Source organism: Streptomyces sp. MST-110588 (genome assembly GCF_022695595.1).
Lineage (GTDB): Bacteria > Actinomycetota > Actinomycetes > Streptomycetales > Streptomycetaceae > Streptomyces.
On the sequence record NZ_CP074380.1, the window covers coordinates 3,393,084 to 3,405,624 of the forward strand.

General features: G+C 69.1%; 12 protein-coding genes. 4 read left to right on the forward strand and 8 right to left on the reverse strand.

Annotation, left to right across the window (positions count from 1 at the left end; all coding sequences use genetic code 11):
• Nucleotides 1-3 precede the first annotated feature (3 nt).
• Nucleotides 4-714: a two-component system response regulator CseB gene (gene cseB / locus KGS77_RS14780; RefSeq protein ID WP_242581601.1), complete on the forward strand. Its 711-nt coding sequence runs from the start codon at nucleotides 4-6 to the stop codon at nucleotides 712-714.
• A gap of 8 nt (nucleotides 715-722) precedes the next feature.
• Nucleotides 723-2,027, forward strand: coding sequence for a two-component system sensor histidine kinase CseC (gene cseC, locus KGS77_RS14785; protein WP_242581602.1), 1,305 nt, complete (start codon nucleotides 723-725; stop codon nucleotides 2,025-2,027).
• A gap of 116 nt (nucleotides 2,028-2,143) precedes the next feature.
• Here cseC and KGS77_RS14790 read toward each other — a convergent pair whose 3' ends face one another.
• Entirely contained in the window at nucleotides 2,144-3,634 is a 1,491-nt protein-coding gene (locus KGS77_RS14790) for an MDR family MFS transporter (RefSeq protein ID WP_242581603.1), read from the reverse strand.
• 227 nt (nucleotides 3,635-3,861) lie between these two features.
• Here KGS77_RS14790 and KGS77_RS14795 point away from each other — a divergent pair, with 227 nt between their 5' ends.
• Nucleotides 3,862-4,503: a TetR/AcrR family transcriptional regulator gene (locus KGS77_RS14795; RefSeq protein ID WP_242581604.1), complete on the forward strand. Its 642-nt coding sequence runs from the start codon at nucleotides 3,862-3,864 to the stop codon at nucleotides 4,501-4,503.
• Here the strand turns inward: KGS77_RS14795 and KGS77_RS14800 are convergent.
• Together KGS77_RS14800 and KGS77_RS14805 are read right to left on the reverse strand one after the other, a co-directional pair.
• Nucleotides 4,500-5,195: a M23 family metallopeptidase gene (locus KGS77_RS14800; protein WP_242581605.1), complete on the reverse strand. Its 696-nt coding sequence runs from the start codon at nucleotides 5,193-5,195 to the stop codon at nucleotides 4,500-4,502. The genes KGS77_RS14795 and KGS77_RS14800 overlap by 4 nt on opposite strands.
• 788 nt (nucleotides 5,196-5,983) lie before the next feature.
• Nucleotides 5,984-8,509: an ATP-dependent Clp protease ATP-binding subunit gene (locus KGS77_RS14805; protein WP_242581607.1), complete on the reverse strand. Its 2,526-nt coding sequence runs from the start codon at nucleotides 8,507-8,509 to the stop codon at nucleotides 5,984-5,986.
• Between the two features lie 450 nt (nucleotides 8,510-8,959).
• Here KGS77_RS14805 and KGS77_RS14810 point away from each other — a divergent pair, with 450 nt between their 5' ends.
• On the forward strand, nucleotides 8,960-9,637 hold the full coding sequence (locus KGS77_RS14810) for an SCO3374 family protein (protein WP_242587477.1): 678 nt from the start codon (nucleotides 8,960-8,962) through the stop codon (nucleotides 9,635-9,637).
• Here the strand turns inward: KGS77_RS14810 and KGS77_RS14815 are convergent.
• The 5 genes from KGS77_RS14815 to KGS77_RS14835 form a co-directional block, all read right to left on the reverse strand.
• On the reverse strand, nucleotides 9,568-9,903 hold the full coding sequence (locus tag KGS77_RS14815; protein ID WP_242581609.1) for an Lsr2 family protein: 336 nt from the start codon (nucleotides 9,901-9,903) through the stop codon (nucleotides 9,568-9,570). The genes KGS77_RS14810 and KGS77_RS14815 overlap by 70 nt on opposite strands.
• A gap of 156 nt (nucleotides 9,904-10,059) precedes the next feature.
• A complete protein-coding gene (locus tag KGS77_RS14820; RefSeq protein WP_242581611.1) occupies nucleotides 10,060-10,578 on the reverse strand; it encodes an amino-acid N-acetyltransferase in 519 nt (172 codons plus the stop codon).
• Nucleotides 10,579-10,587: 9 nt separating this feature from the next.
• On the reverse strand, nucleotides 10,588-11,214 hold the full coding sequence (locus tag KGS77_RS14825; RefSeq protein WP_277994226.1) for a BlaI/MecI/CopY family transcriptional regulator: 627 nt from the start codon (nucleotides 11,212-11,214) through the stop codon (nucleotides 10,588-10,590).
• A gap of 256 nt (nucleotides 11,215-11,470) precedes the next feature.
• Nucleotides 11,471-11,650 carry a hypothetical protein gene (locus tag KGS77_RS14830; RefSeq protein WP_242581613.1) on the reverse strand — a complete coding sequence of 60 codons (180 nt, stop codon included), beginning with the start codon at nucleotides 11,648-11,650 and terminating at the stop codon, nucleotides 11,471-11,473.
• A 46-nt stretch (nucleotides 11,651-11,696) separates the two neighbouring features.
• Nucleotides 11,697-12,350, reverse strand: a complete 654-nt coding sequence (locus KGS77_RS14835; RefSeq protein WP_242581615.1) for a hypothetical protein — start codon at nucleotides 12,348-12,350, stop codon at nucleotides 11,697-11,699.
• Between the last annotated feature and the right edge of the window lie 191 nt (nucleotides 12,351-12,541).

Consider the following 12,541-nt stretch of genomic DNA (forward strand, 5'->3'; position numbering starts at 1 on the left):
CGCATGGCCGACACCCATGTCCTCTTCGTCGAGGACGACGACGTCATCCGCGAGGCCACGCAGCTCGCCCTGGAGCGCGACGGCTTCGTGGTCACCGCCATGCCCGACGGGCTGGCGGGCCTGGAGGCGTTCAGGGCGAACCGCCCGGACATCGCGCTGCTGGACGTCATGGTGCCCGGCCTGGACGGCGTCAGTCTGTGCCGCCGGATCCGTGACGAGTCCACCGTTCCGGTGATCATGCTCTCGGCGCGGGCCGACTCCATCGACGTGGTGCTCGGCCTGGAGGCCGGCGCCGACGACTACGTCACCAAGCCGTTCGACGGCGCCGTACTGGTCGCCCGTATCCGCGCGGTGCTGCGGCGCTTCGGGCACGCCAGCGGCCCGGAGGGCTCGGGCGCCGCGGCCGGCGAGGCGGGCGGCGGGGCCGGGGCGGTACTGCGCTTCGGCGATCTGGAGGTCGACACCGAGGGCATGGAGGTGCGCAAGGGCGGCGAGCCCGTCGCGCTGACGCCCACCGAGATGCGGCTGCTGCTGGAGTTCTCCGACGCGCCCGGTACGGTTCTCTCGCGCGACCGGCTGCTGGAGCGGGTGTGGGACTACGGCTGGGGCGGTGACACCCGGGTCGTGGACGTCCACGTCCAGCGGCTGCGCGGCAAGATCGGCCAGGACCGGATCGAGACCGTCCGCGGCTTCGGTTACAAGCTGAGAGGCTGACACCCACGGTGGTCAGGCTCGTCCTGCGTACAGGGCTGCGATGGAAACTCAGCGCGGCGATCGCGCTCGTCGGAGCGCTGGTCGCGGTCGCGCTGAGCCTTGTCGTCCACAACGCCGCCCGGGTCTCGATGCTCGACAACAGCCGGGACGTGCAGTCCGAGCGGCTGAACTTCACCCAGCGGGTCTACGAGTCCACCAACCGCCTCCAGTTCGGCGCGAAGATCGATGATCCGGCGCTGCCCAAGGCGCTGCGGGCCGAGGTCGGCAAGGGCAAGCGCGCCACCTACCTCCAGGACACCGGGCACACCGCCCCCGAGGTGTGGGCCGCCTCCCCGCTGGGCAACGGCCGGGTGCTGTCCATCCACGACCACTTCCCGGACCGCTTCGCCGTCCTGGACGACCTGGACCAGGCACTGGTCATCGGCTCGACCGCGGTCGTGGTCGGCGGCTGCGCGCTGGGCGTGCTGGTCGGCGGACGGCTCTCCAAGCGGCTGCGCAAGGCCGCAGCCGCCGCCGGCAAGCTCGCCGAGGGCGACACCTCCGTACGGATCAGGGACGAGGTCGGCGGACGCGTCCGGGACGAGACCGACGACCTGGCCTGGGCGGTGGACGCCATGTCCGACGCGCTCCAGCAGCGCATCGAGGCCGAGCGCCGGGTCACCGCGGACATCGCCCACGAACTGCGGACACCGGTCACCGGCCTGCTCACCGCGGCCGAGCTGCTGCCGCCGGGCCGCCCCTCGGAACTCGTACGGGACCGGGCCCAGGCCATGCGCACCCTCGTCGAGGACGTGCTGGAAGTCGCGCGGCTGGACGGGTACGCCGAACGGGCCGAACTCCAGGACGTGGCGCTGGGCGAGTTCGTCACCCGGCGCGTACGGGCCCTGAACCCCGACGTCACGATCGACGTCGTACGGGACGCGGAGGTCAGCACCGACCCGCGCCGCCTGGAACGCATCCTGGGCAACCTGATCGCCAACGCCGCCCGCCACGGCAAGCCGCCCATCGAGGTCACCGTCGAGGGCCGCGTCATCCGTGTCCGCGACCACGGCACCGGCTTCCCCGAGGCCCTGCTCCGCGAGGGCCCCAGCCGTTTCCGTACGGGCAGCAGCGACCGCGCCGGCCGCGGCCACGGCCTGGGCCTGACCATCGCCGCCGGCCAGGCCCGCGTCCTGGGGGCCCGCCTGACCTTCCGCAACGCCGACGAACTCACCGACGGCAGCACCGGCGCCGTCTCCGTGCTCTGGCTCCCCGAAAACGCCCCCACCGACACCGGCAGCTTCCCCGTCCTCCACCTCCCCAACCGCCCCTGAACCCCACCGGTGGTCCGATCACGCCACCATGCCGGCGGGCACCACGGACAGCGGCCCCCGGGCGCGTACGTGACGTACGCGCCCGGGGGCCGCTCGGCCATGAGCCCGGTGCCGGATCAGACGGCCTCCGTGCTCCCGGCCGGCTTGGCCGGGCCCCCGCGCAGCGGGACCTCCTTGAGGAACCAGGCCAGGATGAAGCCGATCACGCTGATCGCCGCACCCCAGACGAAGACCAGGTGGGTGCCGTCGGAGACCGCGTGGAGGTAGGCGTCCTTGATCGCGGCCGGCAGCTTGGCCAGGCCGGCCTGGTCGAGCTGGGCACCGCCGCCGGTCATCGAGGCCCCGCCGGCGCCGACGCGCTGCTGCATGACGGCCTGGACCTTGTCGGTGAAGATCGCGCCGAAGATCGCAACGCCGAAGGAGCCGCCGATCGTACGGAAGAGGGTGGCGGACGAGGAGCCGACGCCCATGTCCTTCATCTCGACGCTGTTCTGCGCGATCAGCATCGTGGTCTGCATCAGGAAGCCCATGCCGGCCCCGAGCACCGCCATGTACACACCCGAGGTGAAGCGGGTGGTGCCCACGTCCATCAGGGACAGCAGAGCGAGTCCGGCCGTCACCAGCGCACCGCCGCCGACCACGAAGATCTTGTACTTGCCCGTGTTGGTGGTGATGCGGCCCGCGACCAGCGAGACGGCCATCATGGAGAGCAGCATCGGCAGCAGCAGCAGACCCGAGTTGGTGGCCGAGGCGCCCTGGACGATCTGCTGGAACAGCGGCAGGAAGGTCATCGACCCGAACATCACGAAGCCGACCAGGAAGCCGACGACGGTGATCAGCGAGAAGTTGCCGTTGCGGAAGATGTGCAGCGGCAGCACCGGCTCGCTCACCTTGCGCTCGACCAGGACGAACGCCACGAGAGCGACCACGGCCAGCGCGCCGAGCCCCAGGATCTGCGCCGACGCCCAGTCGTACTCCGTACCGCCCCAGGTGGTCATCAGGACCAGCGAGGTGATGCCGATGGTCAGCAGCGCGGCGCCCACGTAGTCCACGCGTGCCTGCGCGCGCTTCTTCGGCAGGTGCAGTACGGCGGTGATCGCGACCAGGGCGATCGCGCCGAGCGGCAGGTTGATGTAGAAGCTCCAGCGCCAGCCGAGGTGGTCGGTGATCGCGCCGCCGACCAGCGGTCCGCCGATCATCGCGATGGCCATGACACCGGCCATCATGCCCTGGTACTTGCCGCGGTCCCGCGGCGGGATCAGGTCGCCGATGATCGCCATGACGCCGACCATCAGACCGCCCGCGCCCAGGCCCTGGACGGCGCGGAAGCCGATGAGCTGGCCCATGTCCTGCGCCATGCCGGACAGCGCGGAGCCGATCAGAAAGATCACGATGGACGTGAGGAAGACGCCCTTACGTCCGTACATGTCACCGAGCTTGCCCCAGATCGGGGTCGAGGCCGCGGTCGCCAGTGTGTACGCGGTGACCACCCAGGAGAGGTGGTTCAGCCCGCCCAGCTCACCGACGATCGTGGGCATCGCGGTGCCCACGATCATGTTGTCCAGCATGGCGAGCAGCATCGCGATCATGAGCGCGAAAAGCACCATGCGTACGCTGGCAGGCTGCTTGCCCTCCTTACCCCCGGTCTTCGCCGGTTCCCCCGTTATGTCCCCCACTGGGGTCGCCTGTTGCTGCGACATCCCCATCACTCCCACTTACTTGCCGCCCGGCTAGTTCAGTACAGTGCGGAAAGGTAGACCGGCAACTAGCCGGGCGTCAAGTAAGTTATGCACAGGCGCCGCCGACCAGGACCGACCACGCAGGAGAGAGCACCATGGCCACACCGCAGGCGCGCAGGAGCAACACCCGCCAGCGCATCCAGGACGTCGCCTTGGAGCTCTTCGCGGAGCACGGGTACGAGAAGACCTCGCTGCGCGAGATCGCGGAGAAGCTCGATGTCACCAAGGCGGCGCTGTACTACCACTTCAAGACCAAGGAAGACATCCTCATCGGGCTCTTCCAGGATCTGACCCGGCCCATCGACGAGCTGATCGAGTGGGGCCAGGAGCAGCCACGCACCCTGGAGACCAAGAAGGAACTCATCCGCCGCTACAGCGACGCGCTGAGTACCGCGGCTCCCCTTTTCCGCTTCATGCAGGAGAACCAGGCCACGGTCCGCGACCTGAGCATCGGCGAGTCCTTCAAACAGCGGATGCTCACCCTGTTCGAACTCCTCAAGGAGCCCGGGGCGGAACTGGCCGATCAGGTCCGCTGCATCACGGCGCTCTTCTCCATGCACGCGGGAATGTTCGCGATGCAGCACATCGAAGGCGACCCCGAGGACAAGCGCAAGGCCATCCTGGAGGTCGCCACCGAGCTGATCACGACCGCCAACCCGGCCGGCCGGCAGGCGGCGGAAGGGCCGGAGGGGCGGGAGGGGCCGGGAGGACCGGAAGGCTTGGCGGGCCTCGCTTAGACGGAGACGCCGTGGTCCCGCAGGAACTTCAGCGGCTCCACGCCCATGCCGTAGTCAGGACCCGTCCGCTCCTCGAAGTGCAGGTGGGGGCCGGTCGAGTTGCCGGTGCTGCCGGAGCGGCCGATCTCCTGGCCCGTCTCCACGCTCTGCCCCACATGGACCTCGATGCCCGAAAGGTGCGCGTACTGGGTGTAGGTGTTGCCGTCGTGCTGGATGACGATGGCGTTGCCGTACGCCGGACCGTCACCGCCACCGTTGGGGCCCGCCTTGACCACCGTGCCGCGATGGGCGGCGTGCACCGCCGTACCGCTGGGCACCACGAAGTCCTGACCGCTGTGGTTGTGCGACCAGTGGCTGCCGGCCAGCCCGAACGAGGCGCCCAGCGTGTAGGAGTCCACCGGCTTCACCCAGGAGCGGGCCTTGGCCTCGGCGGCCTCCTGTGCCGCCCGCTTCTTGTCCTCGGCGGCCTTCTTCTCCGCGTCGGCCGCCTTCTGCTGAGCCTCGGCCTGCGCCTTGACCGCCGCCTCGAAGCCGGAGGTCAGCCCCGTCAGCGCGACGTCACCGGACTGGCCGGCCGCGGTGGCCACGCCGGCGCCCAGGGCGACCGAGACGCCGATCCCCGCTGCCATGACAGCGGCGCGGGTACGAACGGCGGACTTCTTCTCGATACGGCGGATGGCGAACTTCGACATACGGGGGAGAACCTCCAGAAAGGAATGGGTCCCGGCTGCGGACCGGGATCGCCATACCTTGGTAACCGCTCCGGATGGTCCGGCCAAGCCCCCTTTCTACTACCCGGCCCCGTATTCACCACCGAGGAAATAAATACCGCCTGCTACCCGCCGCTCCCGTTCCCAAACACCTCGAACAGCCCCGTGCGGGATACCGTCGCCCTGGTCAGATACCCCCTCCCACCTGGGGTTTTGCCGCCCCGGCCAGCCCTTGACGCGGCACCCCTCCCACGGCCCTCGACCACTTCTCCCAGAAAGCGGAAGCGACCCGGCCTCCATTTCCACTATTCCGGCTAGGAGGCCGCGAACCGCCTGTGCGGCATATCACCGCGCCATAAGATCCATTCTCTTACCGGCGGGTATGGGGTCCGCCTTTGCCGGGACCAAAGACCTTGTGACCCGGGCCACCGCATTTGGCGTCGTAGTTCGGCGCCCCGGCGTACGGCACGGACAGCGGCACGCGGGCGGGACGTACGGGCGCCGCGTACGGACGGGGCGCACGAGCAGGGCGTACGGACAGGGCGTACAGGCGCCGGCGTACGGATGGGGGCGACCCGCGCGCGGTGGCGGAGAGGCCCCCGGGCTCCCGGGTCCGCCTCAGCCGCGGAACGGCGCTCTGGGGGCCCGTCACGGCCCGTCCCGAGCGTCCGGCACAGGGCACCCGGCCGCGGAAGGCAGAACGCAGCCTGCCCCGGCACCGTACGAAACGGTGCCGGGGCAGGCAGTGGCGTGACGCGGCGGAGCCGGAGCTACGCCTCCTTGCTCAGGTTCGGGCCCGAGCCGCCGGCGGCGGACTCGATCGGCGGGGCGTCCGGCAGGGCCGCCTTCTCCTCGCCGCGGAAGGTGAACTTCGCGCTCTCACCCTCGCCCTCGACATCGACGACCACGATGTGTCCCGGACGCAGCTCGCTGAAGAGGATCTTCTCCGAGAGGGCGTCCTCGATCTCGCGCTGGATCGTCCGGCGCAGCGGGCGGGCGCCCAGCACCGGGTCGTAGCCGCGCTTGGCGAGCAGCGACTTGGCCTCGCCGCTGAGCTCGATGCCCATGTCGCGGTCCTTGAGCCGCTCGTCCACCTTGTTGATCATGAGGTCGACGATCTGGATGATGTCTTCCTCGGTCAGTTGGTGGAAGACCACGGTGTCATCGACACGGTTGAGGAATTCCGGCCGGAAGTGCTGCTTGAGCTCTTCGTTGACCTTGTTCTTCATTCGCTCGTAACCGGTCTTGACATCTCCCTGGGCGGCGAAGCCCAGGTTGAAGCCCTTGGAGATGTCCCGGGTCCCCAGGTTGGTCGTCATGATGATGACCGTGTTCTTGAAGTCCACGACGCGGCCCTGGGAGTCGGTCAGCCGACCGTCCTCCAGGATCTGCAGAAGGGAGTTGAAGATATCGGGGTGGGCCTTCTCGACCTCGTCGAAGAGGACGACGGAGAACGGCTTGCGGCGCACCTTCTCGGTGAGCTGGCCGCCCTCTTCGTAACCCACGTAACCGGGGGGAGAACCGAAGAGCCGGGAAACCGTGTGCTTCTCGCTGAACTCCGACATGTCCAGGGAGATCAGCGCGTCCTCGTCACCGAAGAGGAATTCGGCGAGCGTCTTGGACAGCTCGGTCTTACCCACACCGGACGGGCCGGCGAAGATGAACGAGCCACCAGGACGCTTGGGGTCCTTCAGGCCGGCCCGCGTACGGCGGATGGCCTGCGAGAGGGCCTTGATGGCGTCCTTCTGCCCGATGACGCGCTTGTGCAGCTCGTCCTCCATGCGGAGCAGGCGCGAGGACTCCTCCTCGGTGAGCTTGAAGACCGGGATGCCCGTGGCCGTGGCCAGCACCTCGGCGATCAGCTCGCCGTCGACCTCGGCGACGACGTCCATGTCGCCGGCCTTCCACTCCTTCTCCCGCTTGGCCTTGGCGGCCAGGAGCTGCTTCTCCTTGTCGCGCAGGCCCGCGGCCATCTCGAAGTCCTGCGAGTCGATCGCGGACTCCTTCTCCCGGCGCACGTCGGCGATCTTCTCGTCGAACTCGCGGAGGTCCGGCGGCGCGGTCATCCGGCGGATGCGCATCCGGGAGCCGGCCTCGTCGATCAGGTCGATCGCCTTGTCCGGCAGGAAGCGGTCGGAGATGTAGCGGTCGGCGAGCTGGGCGGCCTGGACCAGCGCCTCGTCGGTGATGGAGACGCGGTGGTGGGCCTCGTAGCGGTCCCGCAGACCCTTGAGGATCTCGATGGTGTGCGGCAGCGAGGGCTCCGCGACCTGGATGGGCTGGAAGCGGCGCTCCAGGGCCGCGTCCTTCTCCAGGTGCTTGCGGTACTCGTCCAGCGTCGTGGCACCGATGGTCTGGAGCTCACCGCGGGCCAGCATCGGCTTGAGGATCGAGGCGGCGTCGATCGCGCCCTCGGCGGCGCCCGCACCCACCAGGGTGTGCAGCTCGTCGATGAACAGGATGATGTCGCCGCGGGTGCGGATCTCCTTGAGGACCTTCTTCAGGCGCTCCTCGAAGTCACCGCGGTAACGGGAGCCGGCGACCAGCGCACCGAGGTCGAGGGTGTAGAGGTGCTTGTCCTTGAGGGTCTCGGGCACCTCGCCCTTGACGATGGCCTGCGCCAGGCCCTCGACGACCGCCGTCTTGCCGACGCCGGGCTCGCCGATGAGCACCGGGTTGTTCTTGGTACGGCGGGACAGCACCTGCATGACCCGCTCGATCTCCTTCTCGCGCCCGATGACCGGGTCGAGCTTGGTCTCGCGGGCCGCCTGGGTGAGGTTGCGGCCGAACTGGTCCAGGACCAGGGAGGTCGAGGGGGTGCCCTCGGCCGGGCCGCCGGCGGTGGCGGCCTCCTTGCCCTGGTAGCCGGAGAGCAACTGGATGACCTGCTGGCGCACCCGGTTGAGATCGGCGCCCAGCTTCACCAGGACCTGAGCTGCGACGCCCTCGCCCTCGCGGATCAGGCCGAGCAGGATGTGCTCCGTACCGATGTAGTTGTGGCCGAGCTGAAGGGCCTCGCGGAGCGACAGCTCCAGCACCTTCTTGGCACGGGGGGTGAAGGGGATGTGGCCGGACGGGGCCTGCTGCCCCTGGCCGATGATCTCCTCCACCTGCTGGCGGACCGCCTCGAGCGAAATCCCGAGGCTCTCCAGGGCCTTAGCGGCGACACCCTCACCCTCGTGGATCAGGCCCAGGAGGATGTGCTCGGTGCCGATGTAGTTGTGGTTGAGCATCCGGGCTTCTTCCTGAGCCAGGACGACAACCCGCCGCGCGCGGTCGGTGAACCTCTCGAACATCGTTAATCGCTCCTCAGAGCGGTCAGGCAGTTAGGGGTCGGTCCCCTCCCTGTCCTTCCGCATGCTAGTCCCGTGGGACGGGACAGCTCATTCCAACTGCCGACATCCGTCCGGATCACACCCGCGGCGGCGGGGAAATCTGCTGCCGAACAGCCGACATCTGCTCCAACCCGATGGTGCGAGACGATGTTCCCGCAGGCCAGGCATATACGCCCTCCGCCAGTACGCCCGTGGCGAACGCCGCACCAACCGACACGCGCATCGTCCCTTCCCACTAGGGATGTCTTACCCGTTGCCGCTGACACTCCATGCGGCGCGGGCCGGTTCCATCCGCTACGGGCGAACAACCTCGCGCCGCCGAATGCACCGTTGCGCGCTACCAGCGGGCACGGTGCGTATCCGGACACCAACACAGCGTAACTTCTGGTGACTTCGGCAGTTGCACCGGACATGTCCGTCGCGCCCCCGCGCCCCTGCGGCCCCCTCGCCACCGTCCGGCGGTGGTACGAGGACGAGCTGGGCTGGGCGACCGCCGGAAGCGACCCCGTGGAGCTGCTGACCGGCGTGCGTTTCGACGCGCTGGAGATGCCCGCCGACGCCGGGTACGCGGTCCTGCGCCGGGTACCGGAGACCGGCCCGGTCGCCCTGGTCAAGGGCCCGTGGAACGGCCGTCCGACGATGCTGGCGCTGATCGCCGCGGGCAGCGCCGAGGAGCTGCCCGGGCTCCTGGAGTGGCTGGAGTGGGGTCCGCTGGTCCCGGATCTCACGGCGCGCGGCGCCGGGGACCGGATGCCCGCCCCCTCACCCCGCGGATTCGGCGCGCGGGAGGCCGCGGGGTGGGTGCGGCCTCCCGAGCCGGGGCGCGAGGTGGAGACGACCCTGCCCGTCACGGGGGTGGGGGCAGGATTCGGGGGCGATAACGGGACTCCCCCTACGAAACGTAAGGGGCGTGCCCCCGATCTCGTACGACTCGTGAGCGCGGCGGCGACGGAATGCCACCGTGCCCGGTTGACGCGTTCTCGTAATGCTCGGACTCAAGCGGATCGCGGATACGGCGATCAGCCGTTGGCCTTCTCGTACGCCTCACGGATGTCGGCGGGGACACGGCCGCGGTCGTTGACGTTGTAGCCGTTCTCCTTCGCCCACTTACGGACCTCCGCGGTGTCCTGCTTGCCGCCGGAGGAAGCCACCCGGGCCTTGCCGCGGCCACCGGCCGCGCGTCCGGTCCGGCGGCCCGCCTTCACGAACTCCGCGAGCGACTCGCGGAGCTTCTGGGCGTTGGCGGTGGTGAGGTCGATCTCGTAGGACTTGCCGTCGAGAGCGAACGTCACGGTCTCGTCGGCCTCGCCGCCGTTGAGGTCGTCGACAAGAAGAACCTGAACCTTCTGTGCCACCGGTTTCCCTTTCATCGAATGCGGATTACGACGGAAAGCAAACCGCTTTTCCGGGAAAAACACAAACCCCTGGGTAGGCTTGAGTTGCCCGACTGTAGGGGAACCCTCGGTTCCGCACCTATCGGATAGGGGCGCGATTCGGACATAGAACGCTGATCACAGGTGCAGAAGCATGCGACTGTTGCCCAGGGTGTTGGGCTTCACTCGTTCGAGACCGAGGAACTCCGCAACACCCTCGTCATAGGAACGCAGCAGCTCGCTGTACACATCACCGTCGACAGGCGTCTCACCGATCTCCACGAAGCCGTGCTTGGCGAAGAAGTCGACTTCGAAGGTGAGGCAGAAAATACGTCGCACTCCGAGCCAGCCCGCCGTGCGCAGCAGCTTGTCCAGGAGCAGGTGTCCCACGCCCGCGCCCTTCAGAGCCGGGTCCACGGCCAGCGTACGCACCTCCGCCAGGTCTTCCCACATGACGTGCAGAGCGCCGCAGCCGACGACCTCCGCGTCCTGGTCGCGTTCGGCCACCCAGAACTCCTGGATGTCCTCGTAAAGCGTGACCGTGGCTTTGCCGAGCAGGATCCCGTCCCGGGAGTAGGAGTCGATGAGCCGGCGTACGGCCGGCACATCGCTGGTCCTGGCGCGGCGGATGGTGAGGCCATTTGTCAGCGGCGGCATGCGGGGACGTTATCGCCCCGAGGCGGCCGGTCCGCTCCCGGGTACTTCCGGCGTCCGCGGCCGGGCGCGTTGTGCCGGCCGCGCCGGTTCCGCCGGGGGCTGTGCGGCTCGGGCGGGCGGTTCCGCGGCTTCTGCGGTCTCTTCCGCGGTCTCTTCTGCGGTCTCTTCCCCGGCTACTTCCCCGGTCTCTTCCGGGTCTTCCCCGGTCCCTTCCCCATCGTCCCCGGTCCCTTCCGCGTCTGCCCCGGAAGGGGACGGTTCGCCGGCGGCCGGTTCGTCTCCTTGCACCATGCGTACGGCATCCCGTAGGGCATACCTCTGTTCCGGCGACATCATGCCGAAGAAGGCCACCAGAGCCGCCGCGGGGTTGTCACTGGCGGACCAGGCTTCGTTCATCAGTGCGGCCGAGTAGGCGGCACGAGTGGAGACCGCCTCATATCTATAGGCGCGGCCTTCTGCTTCCCGTCGGACCCAGCCCTTCTGATGGAGGTTGTCCAATACGGTCATGACCGTGGTGTAGGCGATCGACCGTTCCTTCTGCAGATCTTCCAGGACTTCTCGAACGGTCACCGGGCGGTTCCACTCCCAGACCCGCGTCATGACCGCGTCTTCCAGATCACCCAAGCGTCTCGGCACACCAGCACAATAGGTGGGAGATGTCGCGATTGCCGGTTTTTACCGGTTGATTTACCCGGGAAAAAGGAAGTACGACCCGAAATGAGGAATCTCGGGCCGCACGTCGCGTTCGATGTGTTCAGTTGGTCGGGCGGGTGTTCACCAGGTCCGGCGGGCGGACCCTGCGCATCCGGTGCGCCCGGGGCACGGGACGCCTCCCGCGCGCACCTTGGGCACGTACGTACGACACCTTGGGCGCGTACGTCCGGCGCATCCGTCAGGCGCCGTGTGCCTTGGGCTCCTGGCGGGCGGCTTCCGCGCGGGCGAGAGCGGCGTCCACCGCGGCGTCTTCCTTCGCCTTGTTCTCGCCACCCTGGCTCTTCACCATCGTCACGATCAGCGCGGTGAACGCCACGGCCATCACCACGGGCGGAATCAGCGCTGCGATGTAATCCACGGCCTGCGGCCTCCTTCGCGAGTGAGGCTTCCAGAGTACGCAGCACTCATGCCGAGCGGGCCTCGGGGGGCACCTGGAAGCGCCCTTTCAGGGAGCTTTTGGGCGGTGGGGCCGGCTTGCGGCGCGGCGGGAAGACCTCGCCGGGAGTGGGAATGGGCCGGTCGGGGCGCGGCCCGGCCGGCCGGGGCCGCGGATCGGGCCCGGCCGGCGGGGACGGCGCGGGCCCGTCGGCGGCCCGGCCACCGGGCAGCGCGCGCAGCCGGGCCCGTACGGACCGCTCGGCCAGGTGCTCACAGCGGTGCAGCACGGCCGCGCGCCGCCCGGCCTCCTCCGGTCCGGCACGGCGCGCGCACAGCGAGCGCAGGGCCGCGAGGTCGCCGTGGCCCGGGACATAGCCCGTGGCCAGGGCTTCCTGGAGCCGGTCGAGATAGCCGCCGGCGGAGCCGGGGAGCGCCGCGCGGTAGCGGGCGAGGTCGGCGAGCAGGAAGGCGCGCTGCCGGCCGCCCTCCCGGACCGCCTCGTCCACGTCCTCGGCCAGCCGGAGGCAGTCTCGGACTTCCTCCGACCGGTCGGGGCCGAGCGGGCCGCGGGCGGCTGGATCGTGCGTCGGCTGGAGGGCGATGGCGAGAGCGCGACGGAGCACACGCAGCTCATCGGCGCTGAACGCCATGCCACCTCGGGAACCGTATGGCGTGGGCATGGGCCGACTTTAAGTGCTAAGCGGACAAAATTGGCCGATATCCGCATTTTCGGGTGCGGCGGGGCGGGAGCGCGTGGGGCGCCAGTCTCGTACGCCTGTTCGTCCGTACGTCCGTACGCCTGCATGACGTACGGCGCGCGTCACAGCACGTACGGCGCGCGTCACAGCACGTACGGCGCGCGTCACCGAGC

Coding starts and splice junctions, on each gene's coding strand:
- cseB (WP_242581601.1), top strand. CDS start 4: ATGGCCGACACCCATGTCCTCTTCGTCGAGGACGACGACGTCATCCGC.
- KGS77_RS14790 (WP_242581603.1), bottom strand. CDS start 3,634: ATGGTGCTTTTCGCGCTCATGATCGCGATGCTGCTCGCCATGCTGGAC.
- KGS77_RS14795 (WP_242581604.1), top strand. CDS start 3,862: ATGGCCACACCGCAGGCGCGCAGGAGCAACACCCGCCAGCGCATCCAG.
- KGS77_RS14800 (WP_242581605.1), bottom strand. CDS start 5,195: ATGTCGAAGTTCGCCATCCGCCGTATCGAGAAGAAGTCCGCCGTTCGT.
- KGS77_RS14805 (WP_242581607.1), bottom strand. CDS start 8,509: ATGTTCGAGAGGTTCACCGACCGCGCGCGGCGGGTTGTCGTCCTGGCT.
- KGS77_RS14810 (WP_242587477.1), top strand. CDS start 8,960: ATGTCCGTCGCGCCCCCGCGCCCCTGCGGCCCCCTCGCCACCGTCCGG.
- KGS77_RS14820 (WP_242581611.1), bottom strand. CDS start 10,578: ATGCCGCCGCTGACAAATGGCCTCACCATCCGCCGCGCCAGGACCAGC.
- KGS77_RS14835 (WP_242581615.1), bottom strand. CDS start 12,350: ATGCCCACGCCATACGGTTCCCGAGGTGGCATGGCGTTCAGCGCCGAT.